We start from the raw sequence: 20,609 nt of genomic DNA, 5'->3' as shown, positions 1-20,609 counted from the left end.
GCAAGGACCTTCCTGTTCCGGGTCGCGGTCTTCCGCTTGAATCGGCCCGTATCCTGGGCTCGGCCCCCGGCGTCCTGCCTGGATTCCCGTGTTGCGCGAGCCTGTCGCCGTGGAGACACAAGCTCCGCGGAAGTGGGGGCACCGCTTGAGGAACGGTTAACCATCCGGTCCGTATCTCGTAGAGGCTGCTTCATATCGCAGTTCGCTAACAGCATGCCCAACCGGGGCGTGCTTGTCCTCCCGAGGATGAATGCCGGAACGATGCAGAGACGCTTACGCCTTCTCCGCTCCGCCCTCGTCGCCCTCGTCTTTGCCGGCGCGATCCCGTTCGTCTGCCCGAGCGCGCAGGCTCAGGACAATGAAAAGTTGCGCGGGGCCAGCTCTCAGGCCGCCGTCGCCATCGCAGCAGATCTCTCCACCAGCAATGCGACGACGAAGCTGACCCTGACGCTCTCGAAAGCCATCGACGCCAAGGCCTTCGTGATGGAGCGTCCCGACCGGGCGGTGATCGATCTCGCGGAAGTGAACTTTCAACTGGGTCCGGAGACCGGACGGAAGCGCGAGGGCGTCGTCTCCTCCTTCCGCTACGGATTGTTCGCACCCGGCCGGTCGCGCATCGTGGTCGACCTTGCCCAGCCCGCCACGGTGGGCCGGATCGAAACGGTCACGCGGGCCCGCGACGGCGCCGTGCTGCTCAGCATCGACTTCCAGCGCAGCGATCGTGAGGGCTTTCGGCGTGCCGCCGTCTCAAGCGATCCCGCGCCCGCCCAGCGCAAAGCGGCGATCTTACCGGAGCCCACGGACGCGCGCCCGCTCATCATGGTCGATGCCGGCCATGGCGGAACCGATCCGGGGGCCATCGCGGCAACCGGCGTATTCGAGAAAGATATCGTTTTCGGCTTCGCCCAAGCCTTGGTGGCCCGACTCGAGTCCAGCGGACGCTACAGGGTGCGGATGACGCGGGACCGCGACGTCTTCGTTCCCCTCTCCGAACGCGTCCGCCTCGCCCGCGAGGCGAAGGCCGACCTCTTCGTTTCGATCCATGCGGATTCGATCTCATCGGCGCCTCAAGTGCGCGGCGCCACGATCTACACTGGCTCCGAGAAGGCTACCGACGCCGAATCAGCCAAGCTTGCCGAGCGCGAGAACCGTGCCGACGCGGCAGCGGGCACCGAATCGAATGAAGGCCCCGGCCACGTCGCAGATATCCTCCAGGAATTGACCCTGCGCGAAACCCGCACCTTCTCTTCGGGCTTCGCCAAGGGACTGATGACCCATCTCGGACCCGTGATGGAAATGAGCACGAAGCCGCACCGCGAGGCGGGATTCCAGGTCCTGCGCTCGCCGGATGTCCCATCGGTCCTGGTCGAACTCGGCTATCTCTCCAGCAAGCGCGATCTCGACCTTCTGCAATCGGAGGCTTGGCGCGCCGAGGTGACCGGAGGCATGGCCAAGGCCATCGATGCGTTCTTCGGAAGTCGGACCTCTCTGACGCGGCCGCAGCCGGCACGCCGGTCGGCGGCAATCGCCCCAGTTTCACCATAGAATACGTGTGAAACCGGGGCTCACAGCGCCCCGGTCACACCGACGCCGATCGTCTCGGCGGGATGGATCGCGGCGCTCATGAGCGAACGCCGCCGACATCGTGGCCTCGACCGCAAATCCGCGGCGGGACCCTTGCATTTCGGGATGGGACACGGTCCGAGGAAGCGCACGCCATGCTGGCGCGCGCTGACACGGCCGACCGGCGGCGGTGGATCATCGACGGACGGGACCCGGATGCGCTTCATCCTTCGTTTCTTCGGCTTCCTGTTCAGCGTCGGTGCGATGATCTTCGTGCTGGCCGCGGGCGCGGGAGCGTTCTTCTACTGGAAGTTCAGCCAGGACCTGCCCGACCACGCCGCGCTCGCCAATTACGAGCCGCCGGTGATGAGCCGCGTTCATGCGGCGGATGGTTCGTTGCTAGCGGAATACGCCACGGAGCGCCGCCTCTACCTGCCGATCCAAGCGATGCCGAAAATCGTCGTCGCGGCCTTCCTGTCCGCTGAAGACAAGAACTTCTACAAGCATGGCGGCGTCGACCCCGAAGGGCTGGTGCGCGCAGCGCTGACGAACTTCAAGAGCGGCAAGAAGCAGGGTGCTTCGACCATCACCCAGCAGGTCGCCAAGAACTTCCTCCTGTCGCCGGAGCAGACCTTCGAGCGCAAGGCCAAGGAGGCGCTCATCGCCTTCCGGATCGAGGCGGCTTACTCGAAGGATAAGATCCTCGAACTCTATCTCAACGAAATCTTCCTCGGCACCATCGTGCCCGGCCGCAACCTGCATGGCGTCGCAGCGGCAGCGCTCGACTACTTCGGCAAGTCGGTGCACGAACTGACGATCAACGAAGCGGCTTACCTGGCCGCGCTGCCGAAGGGGCCGAACAACTATCACCCCTATCGCCAGACCCAGAAGGCGCTGGACCGGCGCAACGAGATTATCGGGCTGATGGCCCAGAACGGGTACATCACCAAGGAGGAGGCCGAAGCCGCCCGCAAGATGCCACTCGGCGTCAACCCGCGCGTCGCCTTCGCCAATGCCGCCAACGCCAACTACTTCACCGAGGAGGTGCGCCGCGAGATCGCCGAGCGCTACGGTGAGAAGAAGCTCTACGAGGGTGGTCTCTCCGTGCGTGCCACGCTCGATCCGAAGATGCAGGCCTGGGCACGCAAGTCACTCGTGGACGGCCTGATCCGTTACGACCAGTCGCATGGCTGGCGCGGCGCGCAGGCCAAGGTCGATCTCGTGGGTCGTGACTGGGGCCTCGCCGTCGCAGAGGTTCCGGGTCTCGGCGACGTGCAGCCCTGGCGCCTCGCTGTGGTGTTGAGCACCACCGGGGGAGCCGCACAGATCGGACTCCAGCCGCGCCGTGAAGCTTCGGGCCACGTCTCGAAGGATCGCGAGACCGGCACGATCACGGCAGAGGGCACCCGCTGGACCGGGCGCTCGCCCGCTGCGGCTCTGAACGCGGGCGACGTCGTCTACGTCGAGGCGACCGATACCAGCCGCAACCAGTACCGCCTGCGTCAGCGTCCCGAGGTCTCGGGCGCCATCGTGGCGATGGACCCCTATACCGGTCGCGTCCACGCGATGGTCGGCGGCTTCTCCTATGACGAGAGCCAGTTCAACCGCGCCACCCAGGCGATGCGTCAGCCCGGCTCGTCGTTCAAGCCGATCGTCTACTCGGCGGCGCTGGACAACGGCTATACCCCGTCCTCCATCGTGCAGGACTCTCCGATCACCATCGAGGCGGGCCCCGGCCAGGAAGCCTGGACACCGTCGAACTACGACGGCAAGTCCGGCGGGCCGCACACCCTGCGCTATGGCATCGAGCACTCGAAGAACCTGATGACGGTGCGGCTGGCCAAGGATGTCGGCATGCCGCTCATCGCCGAGTACGCCCGCCGCTTCGGTGTCTACGACGACATGCTACCCGTGCTGCCGATGGCTCTGGGTGCCGGCGAGACCACCGTCATGCGCATGGTCACCGCCTACTCGATGCTCGCCAATGGCGGGCGGCGCATCCGCCCGACCCTGATCGATCGCATCCAGGATCGCGTCGGCGAAACCATCTACAAGCACGACAACCGCAAGTGCCTGGGCTGCGACGCGGATAAATGGTCCGGCCAGGACGAACCCAAGCTCGTCGACGATTCCGAGCAGGTGCTCGATCCGCTGACCGCCTATCAGATGGTCTCGATCATGGAAGGCGTCGTCCAGCGTGGCACCGCCACCATCCTGAAGCAGATCGGCAAACCGCTTGCCGGCAAGACCGGGACGACGAACGACGCAAAGGATGCCTGGTTCGTGGGATTCTCACCTGACCTCGCGGTGGGCGTCTATATCGGCTTCGACAAGCCGCGCTCACTCGGCGATCGGGCCACCGGCGGCGGCCTCGCGGCTCCCATCGCCCTCGACTTCCTCAAACTGGCCCTCAAGGATAAACCGCCGACGCCGTTTCGCGTGCCCCCGGGCATCAAGCTGATCCGCGTCTCCGCCTCATCCGGAATGCGTGCCGGCTCGGGTGAAGGCGGTGGCACGATCCTCGAGGCGTTCAAGCCCGGAACCGCGCCTCCAGACGCCTACGTCGCAGCACCGGCCCAGCAGTCCAGCGGTCCGGCAGCGGTGCCGCCGGATGCCGACCGCGCCGCTCAGGCCGGTGGCCTTTACTAAAGGCCCCCTCATGCGGAACAGAGCCCCAGAGCTGTCTCCCGGGCTCTCGCCGTTTCAGCCGGACTTCCGTGCCAAAGCGAGATCCGCAAGTTTCTCGATGTTGAACCCGGTCTGCGGGACGTCGATCATGAAGCGCTCCGCGATCTCCGCGACCACGAAGTCCGGCTTCGTTCGGGCGACGTAGCCCCAATCGATGCTGGTGGACCACAGAACGTGGACCTCGCGAAACGTGTCGGCGAGCATCGGTGTCAGGCTTGCCGTGTGTGGCGTGACCGTATGATGCCCATAAGAATCGGCGAACAGCACCAAACGGCGTGGATCGGCCTGCGGTGAGTCATTCCGGAAGATGACGTGGGCCCCGATATGCGCATCGCGGCCGCGTCCCTGGGACTCCAAGGTAGTCACGAGGCTGTTGGCGTAGATGCGGCGTGCTGCGCTGTCGAACAGGCACGGCTCCGCCATCTCTGTGCGGGCGGGATCGAACTTCAGTCCGAGATCGCCCGCATAAGCCCCAGCCGAGCCGATACGGCGCCGCGCGATATCCTCGCGGGGCCGGAGGCCGAGATGGCGGCAGATCTCCCCATAGGCGAGGAGATATCCCGAGAAGCTCCAGTGGCTGTCGGTACGACGATAGAGCGGGATTTCAGCGGCGCGGGCGCGGAACGGACGAACGAGATCGATCCAATGGCGCCGCGCGGATGAGAAGCGCAGCCAGCGCTCCATTCGAAGGACCGGGGCCCGGTCTGGATCGAAGGGGAGTCCATTGCAGGTCTGCGGGTAGATCGCGAGCTTCTCCGGTGCCACCACATGGGCATAGCGAGTGCCGAGTTCCACGCAACGCCGGACCCGTGTTTCGAGAATTCGGCGCCAGCGCCAGAGCTTCGCGCGTGGAAAACCGGGGTCGGCGTACTGGTCGAGCACGGCATTGCTACCGCCGGTGAGGAAGAGCCAGCCATCCCGCCCGACATGCACGTCGGAGTGGCCTAGCCGCTTTGGTCCCGATACGGCGGACACAGGCGCGATGGAGATACCCTCGGTCATCGCGCCCTTGTATCGGCCGTGCAGCGACGGTGCACCCTTTTGGATCATCCGTATCCCCAGGCCGGGTCAGAACCCGGCGCGGACGCCGCCGAAGATGCTGCGCCCCACGCCCGGGTAGAACGCCACCGGGCCACCCGCGACGGTCCGGGCATTCGTGACGACCGAGATGTCCGAGATGTAGCGGGCGTCGGTCAGATTGCGGGCATCGACGAATAGCGAGACTCCGTTCTGAAAATCGATTCCGGCACCGATGTTCAACAGTGCGTAGCCCGGCACCTTCAGGGTATTGGCGTGGTCGGCGAAGGCCCCCTGCGGCACCCAGTCGACCGAGGGGCTGATGTGGAAGCCTTGCCGGTTCCGGTAGGTGAGCACCGTCCGCAGCACGTCGCGCGGAATGCCGGCGATCTGGTTGTTGGAGAAGACCGGATCGGCGATGAAGCGGAAGTCGTTGTGGGTCCAGACCTGCGCAACGACGAGCCCGTCACCGGGAGCGATCAGGTCGCGCGCCACATCGAGGGACACCGCGGCCTCCACGCCCTGGTGCCGGGTGCGTGGCGCGTTGAAGGTCGCAGCCGGGATGCCGAGGCCGGGATTGATCGAGAAGTTGATGAGTTCGTCGCGGACCTCGGAGCGATAGAGGGTCAGGTCCCAGAACAACCGATCGATCCGGCCGCGCGTCCCCGCCTCGTACGTCACCGCGTTCTGTGCACGCAGAGGCACGAAAGTGGTGTTGAGCGAATTCTGCTGCACGAGGTCGGAGAAATCGGGCACATCGCGCGATCCCGTGATGTCGCCGAAGACCTGAATGTCGGACAGCGGCTGCCACAGCAGTCCCACCTTCGGGTTGATGCCGGAATAGGTCTCGTTGGCTGAGGATGGAACGGCATTGCCACCCGTGAACCCGCCCTTGTTGCTGTAGGTGCGATTCGACGAGAAGGCCTTGGCCCCCGCCATCAAGGCCACGTCCGGCAGGAACCAGAAGCGATTTTCGCCGTAGGCCTCGTAATTCGAGGCACTCTGGAGCGAGCGCAGCGTCTGGGCGCCACGCTGACCCGCGATGTTGACGAACTGCAGGGCCGAGTTCTGGCCGGCGAAAGCACGCAGGCCCAGGATCAGGTCGTTGCGATAGCCGGCGACGTCGAAGGTCCCGGACCAATGCGGGGCGATCCCATAGGTCCAGCCGTCCTGGTCGATCACCTGAAAGATCGGGTGATACAGCGATTTGTGGATCGCCCACGTGTCGATATCGAGCTTGCCGACATCAAGCAGGAACGAGGTGCGATTGGCGATCCGCTCGGTCTCGACCTTGCGCGACTGGTTGCCGGTGATCGCCGAGGGGTTGGCCAGCGTCGGATTGTTGAGGGCGTTGAAGAGACTGAGCGTACCGGGGAGCTTCTGATCGGTCAGGTAGACGCCAGCATAGAAGCGCGTCTCGATCCCCGGGGCCAATTGGTAGCCGAGGTTGGCGTTGAAGTTCTGGGTCCGTTGGGTCTCGTGGTCCCGGTAGCCATCGGAATTCGTAATCGTCCCGTTGATCAGCACATCGACCGGGCCGGAGATGCGGGAAACCTGGACGTTCTCGCGGATCGTGTTGAACGCGCCGCCATCGATCCGCAGGATGTTGGGCGCGAAGGCGGTCTGGGCCGTCGGCGTCACGACGTTGATGGCGCCGCCAAGTGTCGTTGCCCCAAAGGTCAGGGCGTTGCCGCCCTTGTAGACCTCGATCGAGCGGAGGCCGAGAGGATCGATCTGGTAGAAGTCGCCGCTGCCGTCGGCGAGGTTGAGCGGAATGCCGTCCTGCAACAGCTCGAGACCACGGAGGTGGAAACCCCGCGCGATGCCGGAGCCACGCACCGACAACCTGAGTTCCTGGCCATAGCGCTCCTGCACGTAGACGCCCGGTACGTCCTTGAGGGTGTCGCGCAGGGTGTTGGCGTAGCGGTCCTGGAAATCCTTGGCATCCACGAAAGCGACGGACCCGATCGTGGCACTCACGGCCGCGCGTTGGGCCGCGACGCTGGGAACCGTCAGGGAACCCGCTGAGGCACCCTCGATGCTGAGCTCGGAGAGCGTTGCGGCGCCCGTTTCTTCGGCGCGAGAGGGCGTCCCGGCGAGGCAGAGAGTCAGAAGTGAGACGCCGCCTAGGAGGGCACCAACGGAAAATCTGGGGCGGCAGGGCAGGGGACCGGACATCGGTGAGGCTCCGGATCATGGGCCCACACTTCGCAATGGCGCGAAGGGGCCTGCATGATCCCGGTGAGGGGTGAGGACAGGAGAGCGAACGCCGCACGACGGATCGCGCAGTGGAGACTCGAACGGGAAGGCTGCAATGGGGATCACCGCCCGCACCGCCCCACGCGGGAGCGACGGGATCAGGTCGGCCCCGTTGCCCCGCATGCGAGGGGAGCGGCGTCAGTGGTCGTGCGGACCCGGCGCAGATGGCGCGGCTGCGGGCGCGCCCGGCTTCATCGCACCGATCGGCGCCACGCTGAAGCTGACCGGAACGGTGCCGGCCTTCTCGAAGCGGAGCGTTCCCTGAATCGCTTCGCCGGCTTTCGGCGCCCCCGTGAGGTCCTCGAACATCAGGTGGAATCCGCCGGGCTTCAGTTCCACAGTCTCGCCCGGCTTGATGACCAGGCCGCCCTCAACCGGGGCCATGCGCATCACGGCCCCCTCCATGCTCATGGAGTGGATTGAAGCGCGTCCCGCCAATGGGATTGCTGCGCCGATCAGGCGGTCTGCCTGCGTGCCCGTGTTGGTGACGCGGACGTAGCCGCCGGCGACCTTGGCGCCGCCGGGTGTCGCGCGCATCCACGGCGTTTCGATGCTGAGATCCCCGGCCTTGAGGCTCGCCGCTTCGGCCTTGCCGGAACTCGCCGTGGTGTGATCAACTCCGGCAGATGCTGACACGGCGGCGGCGATCCGCACGCCGGGTGCCGGGGATTTCAGTGCATGTGCGTCCTGGCCCGCTGCCGGGATCTCGGTCCAGCGATACTGCCCTGTGGCGCAATCCTGCTCGACGGGGAAGTAGACAGTGCTACCGGGCGCGTAAGCATCGCTGACCCGCGCCAGGAAGGTGAATTCATCGACCTGATCGTCTGGAAGGCGACCGCCGGTCCAAGTGATGGTCTTCACCCCCTCGCGGATGTCGCCGTGATAGTACGGATAGGCGCGAGCGTAGGCTCCCTTCTCGGTGCTCAGGGTCCAGCCGGGCTTCGGCATCGGCTTGGCGCCGATAATGCCCTCCGGAATTGTAACACTGACGCGGTTGGTCGGCTGCCCGTCGCAGCCGTGCGTGATCTGCACAACGCCACGATAGCTGGCATTCGGGCTCGCCTCTTTGCGCTCCAGGGTGGCGTGGGCCAGCGCGGCGGTCGTCGAAAGCGTGAGGACGAGACCCGCGATGAATTGGGCTCGGGGAAGTCTGTACATGGGGATGGTCCGTGTCTGAGGGGATCGCAGAGAACTGATCACATCAGACGAAGGGGGGACCTCGCGGATGGGGAATTGAGCCGGGCGGCCCGCGCGCGGAGGCTGAAGATTCGCGCTGCCAGGCATGTCTGCACACGACCGGCGTCGGCCATGTGATCGAGCGGGGCATGATCTCGGGCAGAGCGGCGTGCAGCATCGACCCGGCGACGGTGCAGCAGGGTAGATGATGCGTGTGAGCGCCATTGGGCGTTCCCGAATCTGAGTCATCCGTTTGACCGAGACAGAGGAGACCATGTGAAGCCGCCGACGGAAGCGGAACCAGACCGCTCAGGACTGCGTGCAAGACGAAAGCGTAGAGTGCGATCACTGCAGTGATCGCACGCAAAGGGCCCCAATTCCCGTGGCCGAGCTGTTTTGCCGGGAGCGTCATCGTGATCCCGCTTACGCCATTGGCTATCGTTGCGCTATGCCGGTTGCATAGCGGACCACGGTGCTGTGGCACACAGGTCGCAGTCACGAGGATGTATGCGGGGATCGCGGGGATAAACCGGACCATGCCACAATGTGGCCGGGTCCCCATGAGTTCTTAACGCTACCCCGACACGTTCGCGACAGGGGCGTTCAGAACCTCGGCGCGTCGCGCCGAGATCGACAACACCGCATGTCGCTTCGTCAATCAGATCAGAGTTTCCGTCCGATGCTGAAACAGGCTTTCCACACCCGCGCGTTCGGCTTCACACTGCTCGCGTCGGCGGCCCTTGTCGGGCAATCGGCGACGGCGCGTGAAGCGGGCGGCTTCGCACAAGCCGAGTGGGCGCAGGACTATGCCTCGCCTGCCACCATGCAGGTGCAGCGTTCGTCGACGCCGATCCTGTCGCCGCAGACCGTCGCGGCCACCGAGCAGATGATCGAACGCTACCGCGACATCGTCAATCGGGGTGGCTGGAAATCGGTCTCGGGCGCCGATCGCCTGCGCGTCGGCGCGAAGGGTCCGGCGGTGGCGGCCCTGCGTCAGCGCCTGATCATCACCGGCGACCTCGACCCGGCCTCCGGCGGCTCAGGGGTGTACGATTCCTACGTGGCGGCCGGCGTGAAGCGCTTCCAGGCGCGGCATGGCCTGAGCCAGACCGGCGCCATGAGCCAGACCACCCAGGCGGCCATGAATGTCCCGGCCGATGTCCGCCTTCACCAGCTCGAAATCAACGTGGTGCGGCTGCGCTCTTATGCCGGCAACCTCGGCAACCGCTTCGTCATCACCAACATCCCCGCCGCCCTGGTTCAGACGGTGGAGAACGGCCAAGTCGTCACCCTGCACGCCGCCGGTGTCGGCAAGATCGACCGCCAGTCGCCGATCATGAACACCAAGGCGACGCAGATCAATTTCAACCCCTTCTGGACGGTCCCGGCTTCCATCGTGAAGAAGGACCTCATCCCCAAGATGCAGAAGGACCCGACCTATCTCACCGAGAACAAGATCCGCATCTTCGCAGGAGAGAACGAGATCTCCCCGGCCTCGGTGAACTGGAACTCGGACGAGGGCACCCGCTACCGTTACCGCCAGGATTCAGGCGCCGACTTCAATTCGATGGGCATCGTGCGCATCAACATCCCGAATCCCTACGGCGTGTTCATGCACGACACGAACTCGAAGGGCGTCTACGGCGACGACTTCCGATTCATCTCTTCAGGCTGCGTCCGCGTCCAGAACGTGCGCGAATACATCACCTGGTTGCTCAAGGACACGCCCGGCTGGGGCCGAGATCAGGTCGAGCAGGCGATCGAGAGCGGCAAGCGCGTCGACGCCACGCTGGCAAGCCCGGTGCCGGTCTACTGGACCTACATCACCGCCTGGTCGACCCCGGACGGCCTCGTTCAGTTCCGTGACGACATCTACAAGCGCGACGGCGTGAACGTGCCCTCGACCCTCTCCGCTCCGACCCCGGTCGCCAGCGCCGAGCCGGTCCAGAGCTTCGAGCCGGGCGACGAGGAGAATTAAGCCTCACGTCTCACCGCAACGATGTTCGAAATCTCAGGCCCGCGCTTCACAGCGTGGGCCTTTTGCATGGCGGATGCGACGCCACGACACGGGCTGTTGATACCTCGACTCCGCGCCCCGCGCTCTGTGCTGAATTTTTTTAGTGAGACGCAAAAAAATGCCTGTGCTTGGCCTTGGAACCGGTCGCGTGTAGTAATCCAGCCTTCGAACGCCCGCCCGCCCAACGCCAGCGGATTACGGGTGCGTCCGCCCGTTCAACAATCGAGGCTTTCCATGAGCGCCGGTACTGCTGCCGACAAGCACTTCTCCAACTCGTTCTTCGCTGCTCCCCTCGCGGACGCGGATCCGGAGATCGCGCAGGCGGTGGCCCAAGAACTCGGCCGCCAGCAGCACGAGATCGAGCTGATCGCCTCGGAGAACATCGTTTCCCGCGCCGTCCTGGAAGCGCAGGGCTCGGTGCTGACCAACAAGTACGCTGAGGGCTACCCGGGCCGCCGCTATTACGGCGGCTGCCAGTTCGTCGACATCGCCGAGAACTTGGCCATCGACCGGGCCAAGCGCCTGTTCAATTGCGGCTTCGCCAACGTGCAGCCCAATTCCGGCAGCCAGGCGAACCAGGGCGTGTTCCTGGCCCTGATGCAGCCGGGCGACACCTTCCTGGGTCTCGACCTCGCTGCCGGCGGCCATCTCACCCACGGCGCCCCCCCGAACGTTTCGGGCAAGTGGTTCAAGCCGGTCTCCTACACCGTGCGCCGGGACGACCAGCGCATCGACATGGAGCAGGTCGAGGCCCTTGCGCATGAGCACAAGCCCAAGGTGATCATCGCCGGTGGCTCGGGCTACCCGCGTCATTGGGACTTCGCCAAGTTCCGTGAGATCGCCGACGCCGTCGGTGCCTACTTCTTCGTCGACGCCGCGCACTTCGCGGGTCTGATCGCGGCAGGCGTCCATCCGTCGCCGTTCCCGCATGCCCATGTCGTCACCACGACGACCCACAAGACCCTTCGCGGACCGCGCGGTGGCATGATCCTGACGAACGACGAGGCGCTCGCCAAGAAGTTCAATTCGGCCATCTTCCCCGGTATCCAGGGCGGCCCGCTGATGCATGTCATCGCGGGCAAGGCGGTCGCCTTCGGCGAGGCTCTCAAGCCCGAGTTCAAGATCTACGCCAAGCAGGTGATCGAGAACGCCAAGGCTCTGGCCGACACGCTCATGTCGAGCGGCTACAACATCACCTCGGGCGGCACCGACAACCACCTGATGCTGGTCGACCTCACCAGCAAGGGCTTGACCGGCAAGGCGGCGGAAGCCGCTCTCAGCCGCGCCGACATCACCTGCAACAAGAACGGTGTGCCCTTCGACACGCAGAAGCCCACCATTACGTCGGGTATCCGCCTCGGCACCCCGGCCGGCACCTCGCGCGGCTTCGGCGTCGCCGAATTCAAGCAGATCGGCGGTCTCATCGTCGAGGTACTCGATGGCTTGGTGGCCAAGGGCGACGAGGGTGATTCGGCCGTCGAGGCCAGCGTGAAGCAGCGTGTGCACGCGCTGACCGATCGGTTCCCAATCTACGGCTGAGGCGCAACGCCCCGACGAGGGGCGCTTGAACCGGCGCCCCTCACCATGCCATTCAGCGGCCGTGAACCATCGGGTTCGCGGCCGTTCCGTTTTCCCGGCGGCCGTTCCTCTTCAGGTGTCCGTCCGATGCGGTGTCCCTATTGCGGCGGTCCCGACACCCAGGTGAAGGATTCGCGGCCGAGCGACGATGCGGCGGCGATCCGCCGCCGCCGGGTGTGCCCGGATTGCGGCGGCCGCTTCACCACGTTCGAACGGGTACAACTGCGCGAACTCACCGTCCTCAAGCGATCGGGCAAGCGCGTACCATTCGATCGGGACAAGCTCCAGCGCTCGATCGACGTCGCGGTCCGCAAGCGGCCCGTGGACCCTGAGCGGATCGAGCGCCTCGTCAGCGGCATCACCCGGCAGCTCGAGAGCAGCGGCGAAGCGGAGATCGGCAGCGAGGCCATCGGCGAGTTGGTGATGGAGGGCCTGAAGGGGCTCGACGATGTCGCCTACGTGCGTTTCGCGTCGGTCTATAAGAACTTCCGTGAGGCCAGCGATTTCAAGGCGCTACTCGGGACGCTTGCCGAGCCGGCCGTGCTCCCAGCCAACGCGGCCATTGAGGGTGATTCCACCTCCGAGGGTCCGGCCGCCGGGGATCGGTCCATCGACACCCTGTCCTCCAAGGTCACGGACCTGCGGTCGAAGCGGCAGCCGAAGTCGCGGGCATGAGGAGCACCGGGATGAGCGAAACCGACCTCCGCTTCCTGCGTCTGTCCCTCGCCCTCGGGCACCGCAACCTCGGTCGGACCTGGCCGAACCCGTCCGTCGGCGCGGTGGTCGTGGCGGGTGCGCCCGGTGCGGAGCGGATCGTGGGGCAGGGCGTCACCGCCCCCGGAGGCCGGCCGCACGCGGAACCGATCGCTCTTGCCATGGCGGGCACGGCGGCACGCGGCGCCACGCTCTACGTCAGCCTAGAGCCGTGCTCACACTATGGCCGCACACCACCCTGCACCGACGCCATCATCGCCGCCGGCATTGCTCGCGTCGTCACAGCCCTGGAAGATCCCGATCCGCGCGTGGCAGGGCGGGGGCACCGCCTCCTCGCTGATGCCGGCGTCGCCGTGACCACGGGTCTTCTGGCGGAGGAGGCCGCCCGCGACCATCGCGGCCACGTCACCCGGGTGACAAAAGGGCGGCCGAGCGTTCACCTCAAACTTGCCCAGACCCAGGACGGCTTCGCCGGTGCGCCCAACGAGCGCCTGCGGATCACCGGCCCCATCTCCGACGGAGCGGTGCATCTCTGGCGGGCTCATGCGGACGCGATCCTTGTCGGCATCGGCACCGCACGTGCCGATGACCCCTCGCTGACCGTCCGACTGCCGGGCCTGTCCGACCGCTCACCCTTACGCGTCGTGCTCGATTCGAGCCTGCGCCTGCTGCCCTCGACCACCCTGGTCCGCAGTGCCCGCGACGTCCCAACCCTTGTCCTCACCACCCGCCGCGCGCCGGTCCATGCCAAACGCATGCTGGCCTCCTTCGGTGTGGAGGTGATCGGCATCGATGCGGACGGCGCCGGACAGGTCGACCTTCATGCCGCGCTCCGAACTCTGGCTGAGCGGGGCGTAACGCGGCTCTGCTGCGAGGGCGGCCCACACCTCGCCGAGGCGCTGGCGGAGGCCGACCTCGTCGACGTCTTCACCCTTATCACAGGCCCGGTCAGCCTAGACGGCTCCGGCGGCCTGCCGGCCATCGGCCCGGTCCTGCAGGGGATCCTCGACGGTGGCCGCCTCAGGGTCATCGACACCCGGATTCTCGGCCCTGACCGGGTCGTCACCTACGAGCGGAGCGCCTGAGATGTTCACGGGTCTCGTTACGGACGTCGGAGAGGTCGTGTCCGTCGCGGGCGACGACCGCCTGCGTCACATTCGCATCCGCTCGCATTATGATCCGGCGACGATCGCGCTGGGAGCCTCCATTGCCTGCTCAGGTCCCTGCCTGACAGCGGTCGCGGTCGAAGCGGTCGAAGGCGGCTGCATCTTCGCCGTCGATGCCGCGGCAGAGACGCTGGCCCGCACCCATGTGGGCCAATGGCGCGAGGGACGACGCCTGAATCTGGAGCGCTCCCTGAAGATCGGGGACGAACTCGGCGGCCACCTCGTGACGGGGCATGTGGATGGCCTCGCCGAACTGATCGCCCGCGATCCGGTCACAGGCGGCGCGGGCGATCCGCAATGGGCGCCCTCCGACCGCTTCACCCTGCGGGCGCCGGCGCTACTCGCGCGATTCATCGCCGAGAAGGGCTCCGTTTGCCTCGACGGAACCTCGCTCACCGTGAACATGGTGGACGGCGACCTGTTTTCGGTGCTGCTCATCCCGCACACGCTCGCGGTCACCACCTGGGGCGAGCGCCGAGCCGGGGACCACCTCAACCTCGAAGTCGACCTGATCGCCCGCTACGCCGCGCGCCTGTCCGAGAGCCGGGCCGCCGCAGAAGCCTGAGCAGGACGCCGCCACGCCCAGCGACCTGGGAAACAGGCATCGCGCTTGTGGGAGCGTCGCCTTCGGTCTATCGCTCGCGCCTGCGATCGAAGGGGCTCGCCCAGCGGTCGGATCCTGCGTGCCGATCATCGACCGCACCCGTGAAGGCCCCTCGATGGTATCCCTCGCCTACGCTGCCCGCACTGCTCCCGCCAACGTCAGGGGCGCGCGCGTCCTCGTGGTCGAGGCCCGCTACTACGAGGATCTTGCGGACGAGCTTCTGGCAGGCGCGGAAGCCGCACTGGTGGCGGCCGAGGCCGTCGCTACTGTGGTGACGGTGCCGGGTGCCCTTGAAATTCCGTCCGCCATCGCGATTCTGGTCGAGGCCGCTGCCCGCGCAGGCCAGCCCTACGACGCCGTGGTGGCGCTCGGCTGCGTCATCCGCGGCGAGACCGGTCACTATGACATCGTCGCGGGCGAGAGCGCGCGGGCGCTGATGGACCTGTCCGTCACCCTGCGCCTGCCGCTAGGCAATGGCATCCTGACGGTGGAAACCGAGGCCCAAGCCCAGGCCCGGGCCCGGGTCGCAGAACTCAACAAGGGCGGCGGAGCCGCCGAGGCTGCGCTCGCGGTGCTGTCGCTCAAGCGCGACGCGTCGGCGGCGTCGGTCGGAGAGGATTGAGCATCATGGCTAAGGACTCCGGGATGAAGACCGCCGAGCGCAGCGGCGCGCGCCTCTCGGTGGTTCAGGCGCTCTACGACATGGAGATCTCGGGCAAGGGCGTGATCGAGGCGCTTGCCGAGTTCGAAACCTTTTGGATTGGCCGTGAGGTCGACGGCATCGCGCATCCGACCGCCGAGATCGCCTTCTTCCGCGATCTCCTGCGCGGGGTCGTCGACGAGCAGCGCGCCATCGACCCCCTCCTGGACGGGGCACTCGCCACAGGCTGGCCCCTCAAGCGCATAGAGGCGGTGCTTCGGGCCATCCTGCGGGCCGGCGCCTACGAACTGATGTCTCGTCGCGACGTACCGGCCCGGGTCGTCATTTCCGAATATGTCGACGTCGCCCACAGCTTCTACGGCGGGGACGAGCCGGGCATGGTCAACGGCGTGCTGGACAAGGTGGCGCGGGATGTGCGCGGCAGCGAGTTCGCCGGCCTCCCGGCCTCCGGTCGGGCCTGAACCCGCATGGCCCGGCCCGATGAGGACGGGCTGATCGCGCGCTACTTCGCGCCTCTGGCCGGCCCGGGAGCGGATGGTCTGCGCGACGACGCCGCCACGCTGTCGCCGAGCCCCGGCTGCGACCTCGTTCTCACAGCCGACGCCATCGTGGCGGGCGTCCACTACTTCTCGGACGATCCCCCCGGTTCGATCGCCCGCAAGGCGCTCGGCGTGAACGTCTCGGATCTCGCCGCCAAAGGTGCGCGCCCGCGCGGCATCCTGCTGACGCTCGCTCTACCCGATGACTGGACCGAAGCATGGCTCGCCGCCTTCGCGGCCGGCCTCGGCGACGGCCTCGCCGATTTTGGACTCGACCTCCTTGGCGGTGATACCGTGCGGGCCGCCGGACCGGCGGTGATCGGCGTGACCGCGATTGGCGAGGTGCCTACAGGCGGCATCGTCAGGCGCCGGACTGCGCAGATCGGCGACCGGATCTGCGTCAGCGGGAGCATCGGCGATGCTGCTCTGGGCTTGCTGCTGCGCGGACCTCGTCCCCCGGACTGGGCTCGGGCGATGGCCGCGGCGGATTGCGATGCCCTCGTCGACCGCTACTGGCATCCCCGCCCGCGCATCGCCTTGGCTCCGATCCTGCGCCGCCACGCCCGAGCCGCTATGGACGTCTCAGACGGTCTCGCCGGCGATTTGACCAAGATGATCAAAGGGGAGGGGCGCTCCGCCGACATTGAACTCAGCCGCGTCCCGCTCTCCCCTGCCGCCGCTAATGCCCTGGCGCTGGAGCCAGCCCTGCTGCCCCTGATCGTGACCGGTGGCGACGATTACGAGATCCTTTGTGCCGTGGCGCCCGAGAACCTGGACGCCTGCCTCGCCGAAGCTGTCGCAGCCGGTACGGCGCTGGCCTGCATCGGCACAGTCACAGCCGGTTTCGGGCCTCCGGCCTTCCAGGATGCGGATGGCACGCCACGCGCTCTCGGTACCGGCTCCTTCAGCCACTTCTGAGATGCCGGCCGCTTCGCGGGGTGCCAGGTCTGAACCCACATGATACGGCCGGGAGCTTGTAAGAACTTGCGGTAAGCTCGCTTGATGCTGCGGTGCACAAATATTCACGGATGAAAAAGCTAAGCCGCATTTGCAAGCGTCGGTAAATTTTGGCACTCAGAGCAGGCATTCCTTGTAAGGAGATGCACAAAAACAGAAACGCCGCGCGTGGCCGAGACGCACGCGCGAACGATGACCATCGCACGCCTGAAAAGCTGCGCACGCACCGAAAGTACGGCCCAAAGTCCAGGAACGCCACGTCCGACCCGCACGGGCATCGCCAATCAAGGACCGTCGAATGACAGCTTTGTTGCTTATCATCCTGGGCGGGCTGTGCGCCGTCGCCTATGGCATCGTCACCATCAATGACGTGATGAAGCGCGACGCCGGCACCCAGCGCATGCAGGAGATTGCGGGGGCGATCGCGGAGGGTGCGCAAGCCTATCTTCGGCGCCAATACGCCACCATCGCCGTGGTCGGGCTCGTACTGTTCGTGGCGCTCGCCTACTTCCTCGGTCTCAAGGTCGCCGTCGGCTTCCTCATCGGTGCGATCCTGTCGGGGGCCGCCGGCTTCATCGGCATGAACGTCTCTGTAAGGGCCAATGTCCGCACCGCACAGGCGGCCTCGACCTCGCTCGGTGGCGGACTCGACGTGGCCTTCAAGTCGGGGGCAGTGACCGGCATGTTCGTGGCCGGCCTCGCGCTTCTCGGGGTCGCGCTCTACTACGGCTATCTCACCCGCGTCGCCGGCCTGTCGCCGGCCAGCCGTGATGTCATCGACGCTCTGGTGGCGCTAGGCTTCGGCGCCTCGCTGATTTCGATCTTCGCGCGCCTTGGCGGGGGTATCTTCACGAAGGGCGCCGATGTCGGCGGCGATCTCGTCGGCAAGGTCGAGGCCGGAATTCCGGAGGACGATCCGCGCAATCCCGCCACTATCGCGGACAATGTCGGCGACAATGTCGGCGACTGCGCAGGCATGGCGGCCGACCTGTTCGAGACTTACGCGGTGACGGTCGTCGCCACGATGGTACTCGCTGCGATCTTCTTCTCCGGCCAGACCGATATTGCCGGGCGCAACGTCCTGGAAGCGATGCTGCTCTACCCGCTCGCCATCGGCTCGGCCTGCATCCTGACCTCTATCGCCGGCACCTATGCAGTGCGGCTCGGGGCCAATCAATCGATCATGGGCGCGCTCTACAAAGGGCTGGTCACCGCCGGAGCCCTGTCGATCGTGGCGATTGCCGGCGTCAACTACGCCCTGTTCGGCGGCTTCAACACAGCCTTCACCACGAACGCTGGGATCACCTTCACCTCCGGTGGCCTTCTGGGTTGCGCGGTGATCGGCCTCGTCATCACGGCGCTGATCGTCGTCATCACGGAGTATTACACCGGCACCAACTTTCGGCCGGTGAAGTCCATCGCGGACGCCTCGGTCACGGGCCACGGCACGAACGTGATCCAGGGTCTCGCGATCTCGCTGGAATCCACCGCGCTTCCCGCCCTGGTGATCGTGGCTGGGATCATCAGTACCTACTCGCTGGCAGGCCTGTTCGGCATCGCTATTGCGGTCACCGCCATGTTGGCGCTGGCCGGCTTCATCGTGGCGCTCGATGCCTTCGGTCCGGTCACCGACAATGCCGGCGGCATCGCCGAGATGGCCGGCCTGCCGCCGGATGTGCGCAGGTCCACCGACGCCCTCGACGCCGTCGGCAACACCACCAAGGCGGTGACCAAGGGCTACGCCATCGGCTCGGCCGGTCTCGGTGCGTTGGTACTGTTCGCCGCCTATACCTCGGACCTGAACTACTTCATCGCGAACGCCAGTCCGACGCAGTACCGCTTCTTCCAGGGCGTGAGCGTCGATTTCTCGCTCTCGAACCCCTACGTCGTGGTCGGCCTGCTCCTCGGTGGGCTTATCCCATTCCTGTTCGGCGGCATGGCGATGACAGCGGTGGGTCGCGCAGCCGGCGCCGTCGTGGAGGAGGTTCGCCGGCAATTCCGAGAGAAGCCCGGCATCATGCAAGGCACCGACCGGCCGGATTATGGGCGTGCCGTCGACATGCTGACCCGGGCGGCGATCAAGGAGATGATCCTGCCGTCATTGCTGCCGGTGCTGTCGCCGATCGTCCTGTTCTTCGTGATCCAGCCGATCGCAGGAAAGTCGCAGGCCTTCGCCACCGTCGGAGCGATGCTTCTCGGCGTGATCATCACCGGGCTCTACGTCGCGGTCTCGATGACGTCAGGCGGAGGTGCCTGGGACAATGCCAAGAAGTACATCGAGGACGGGCATCACGGCGGCAAGGGCTCGGAAGCCCACAAGGCGGCCGTGACGGGCGACACCGTCGGCGATCCCTACAAGGATACTGCCGGTCCTGCAGTGAACCCAGCGATCAAGATCACCAACATCATCGCGTTACTGCTTCTGGCCGTACTGGCGCATAGCTGACCTCGGGGCGACGGCACGGGACCGGTGAAACCCGTGTGAAGGGCATGTGATCCGAACATGCCCTTCACCGATTCACGGCAGGGTCCGTGGCTCGTGGATCGGACAGCCGTTATGCTCCGCCCGGAACCCGGCGGATTTTGGATAGACGGCGCGGCGCGCCCGCATGATCGATCCGAGCGGCCGGTGCGCCTCGAGGCCGTGCCAGGGATTGAAGGCGAGCCCATCATCGAGAGCCTTCACCTTGGCAGCACTCCAACTCTCCTGTCTTGGAATCCGGATGCAAGCCACCGCAACGTAGGGGCTCTCCGCCTCCGGCCAGGACACGGAAGCATCTTCCACCGGCATCGTCTCACTGTTGGTGAGGAGTTGCACTCGTAATTCCCAAGTGGCGTCGTGCTCGGCGCAGAAGGCCGTCACCGCCTCGCGCAAGCCGTCGGGCTTTCCATGCACGTTGAGCGCAGCGTTGGTCAGCGCCGTCAGTTCGGGGGAGACCGGCGCCACGGAGACCTTGGCCACATAGTCCCCCCAGCGCACTGGCACCTGGCTAAAGAACGTCTCACCGAGGATATGGGTTTCGGGATGACCGCCGAGGCTGACCACTGTCGGGCTCTTGGTCCCGATTGATTCCAGAACTGTTTCGACGCCGCGCAGTGTGGCGGAGAACGCCTTTTTGAAGATCTGCGGCGTGTCGGTCGTAGCAGCCAGCAGCTTGAGACTTTTCAGAAATGTCGCCGCGTCCGGTGCCACAAAAGCGGGGGAATTCGCCATGACGAAGTCCTGCGTGTCACCCTCCACGTCCGGCAGCCGCTCACCCGGGACTCCGAGAATTTTCAGGCCCAACCCGCGCGGTGTCGAGATGCTGTCATCGAGGATGTCGCCCGGATTGGTCGAGAAACGCATGACCACCGGGTGATCGGCCGGTTGCGCACACAGCCCCTGGGCCAGAGGCGCGGGAAGATCGGCAAACACCTCCAAACTCCCGGTCAGCAATCCATGGGCCTTCGCATGGACACCGCGGACGGCGTGCCCGTAATCCTTGAGGGTCGTTCCCTGGATCTTCGCGAATTGGGCGATCATGCCGTTCTGGACGTCGGTCTCGTTCGACTCAATACGCTCGAGATCGGGGGTGTAACGGACAGGCGACGGAACCGGCATGGGCAGCCCTTAAGGTGAGAGCGCGGGAGGTTTCACCGACAAACCGTGCCCGGCAACCCACCGTTCCGG

The 20,609-nt window shown here is 66.0% G+C and carries 15 protein-coding genes; 11 read left to right on the top strand and 4 right to left on the bottom strand.

What is annotated here, in order from left to right; genetic code table 11:
• The first annotated feature begins 261 nt into the window (after positions 1-261).
• The gene (locus ASF60_RS10875) at positions 262-1,545 is read left to right on the top strand and encodes an N-acetylmuramoyl-L-alanine amidase (protein ID WP_056184251.1); all 1,284 of its coding nucleotides are present in this window, start codon (positions 262-264) and stop codon (positions 1,543-1,545) included.
• Between the two features lie 234 nt (positions 1,546-1,779).
• The gene (locus tag ASF60_RS10870; protein WP_056184248.1) at positions 1,780-4,212 is read left to right on the top strand and encodes a penicillin-binding protein 1A; all 2,433 of its coding nucleotides are present in this window, start codon (positions 1,780-1,782) and stop codon (positions 4,210-4,212) included.
• A gap of 54 nt (positions 4,213-4,266) precedes the next feature.
• On the opposite strand, the gene ASF60_RS10865 is transcribed toward ASF60_RS10870, so the two are convergent.
• The 3 genes from ASF60_RS10865 to ASF60_RS10855 form a co-directional block, all read right to left on the bottom strand.
• The gene (locus ASF60_RS10865) at positions 4,267-5,253 is read right to left on the bottom strand and encodes an alginate O-acetyltransferase AlgX-related protein (protein ID WP_082507871.1); all 987 of its coding nucleotides are present in this window, start codon (positions 5,251-5,253) and stop codon (positions 4,267-4,269) included.
• A 66-nt stretch (positions 5,254-5,319) separates the two neighbouring features.
• Entirely contained in the window at positions 5,320-7,446 is a 2,127-nt protein-coding gene (locus ASF60_RS10860; protein WP_056184246.1) for a TonB-dependent receptor family protein, read from the bottom strand.
• Between the two features lie 219 nt (positions 7,447-7,665).
• The gene (locus tag ASF60_RS10855; RefSeq protein ID WP_056184244.1) at positions 7,666-8,685 is read right to left on the bottom strand and encodes a DUF1775 domain-containing protein; all 1,020 of its coding nucleotides are present in this window, start codon (positions 8,683-8,685) and stop codon (positions 7,666-7,668) included.
• 697 nt (positions 8,686-9,382) lie between these two features.
• Between ASF60_RS10855 and ASF60_RS10850 the strand changes: the two genes are divergently transcribed.
• The 9 genes from ASF60_RS10850 (at position 9,383) to ASF60_RS10810 (ending at position 19,385) form a co-directional block, all read left to right on the top strand.
• Complete coding sequence (locus ASF60_RS10850) at positions 9,383-10,681, top strand: L,D-transpeptidase family protein (RefSeq protein ID WP_056184365.1); 1,299 nt, start codon at positions 9,383-9,385, stop codon at positions 10,679-10,681.
• Positions 10,682-10,954: 273 nt separating this feature from the next.
• Positions 10,955-12,259, top strand: a complete 1,305-nt coding sequence (gene glyA / locus ASF60_RS10845) for a serine hydroxymethyltransferase (protein ID WP_056184242.1) — start codon at positions 10,955-10,957, stop codon at positions 12,257-12,259.
• 126 nt (positions 12,260-12,385) lie between these two features.
• The gene (gene nrdR / locus ASF60_RS10840) at positions 12,386-12,973 is read left to right on the top strand and encodes a transcriptional regulator NrdR (protein WP_082507860.1); all 588 of its coding nucleotides are present in this window, start codon (positions 12,386-12,388) and stop codon (positions 12,971-12,973) included.
• A gap of 11 nt (positions 12,974-12,984) precedes the next feature.
• A complete protein-coding gene (gene ribD / locus ASF60_RS10835) occupies positions 12,985-14,097 on the top strand; it encodes a bifunctional diaminohydroxyphosphoribosylaminopyrimidine deaminase/5-amino-6-(5-phosphoribosylamino)uracil reductase RibD (protein ID WP_056184240.1) in 1,113 nt (370 codons plus the stop codon).
• 1 nt (position 14,098) lies between these two features.
• On the top strand, positions 14,099-14,743 hold the full coding sequence (locus ASF60_RS10830) for a riboflavin synthase (RefSeq protein ID WP_056184238.1): 645 nt from the start codon (positions 14,099-14,101) through the stop codon (positions 14,741-14,743).
• 154 nt (positions 14,744-14,897) lie between these two features.
• Positions 14,898-15,404, top strand: coding sequence for a 6,7-dimethyl-8-ribityllumazine synthase (ribH, locus tag ASF60_RS10825; RefSeq protein WP_056184363.1), 507 nt, complete (start codon positions 14,898-14,900; stop codon positions 15,402-15,404).
• A 23-nt stretch (positions 15,405-15,427) separates the two neighbouring features.
• On the top strand, positions 15,428-15,904 hold the full coding sequence (gene nusB / locus ASF60_RS10820) for a transcription antitermination factor NusB (RefSeq protein WP_056184236.1): 477 nt from the start codon (positions 15,428-15,430) through the stop codon (positions 15,902-15,904).
• 6 nt (positions 15,905-15,910) lie between these two features.
• Complete coding sequence (thiL, locus tag ASF60_RS10815) at positions 15,911-16,900, top strand: thiamine-phosphate kinase (RefSeq protein ID WP_056184234.1); 990 nt, start codon at positions 15,911-15,913, stop codon at positions 16,898-16,900.
• Positions 16,901-17,237: 337 nt separating this feature from the next.
• On the top strand, positions 17,238-19,385 hold the full coding sequence (locus tag ASF60_RS10810) for a sodium-translocating pyrophosphatase (RefSeq protein WP_056184232.1): 2,148 nt from the start codon (positions 17,238-17,240) through the stop codon (positions 19,383-19,385).
• Between the two features lie 72 nt (positions 19,386-19,457).
• Here ASF60_RS10810 and ASF60_RS10805 read toward each other — a convergent pair whose 3' ends face one another.
• Positions 19,458-20,540, bottom strand: a complete 1,083-nt coding sequence (locus ASF60_RS10805) for a catalase family protein (RefSeq protein ID WP_056184229.1) — start codon at positions 20,538-20,540, stop codon at positions 19,458-19,460.
• Positions 20,541-20,609: the final 69 nt, after the last annotated feature.

The sequence above is a fragment of the Methylobacterium sp. Leaf113 genome (assembly GCF_001423325.1).
Taxonomy (GTDB): Bacteria; Pseudomonadota; Alphaproteobacteria; order Rhizobiales; family Beijerinckiaceae; genus Methylobacterium.
This window is presented reverse-complemented; position numbering and strand designations above follow the sequence as displayed.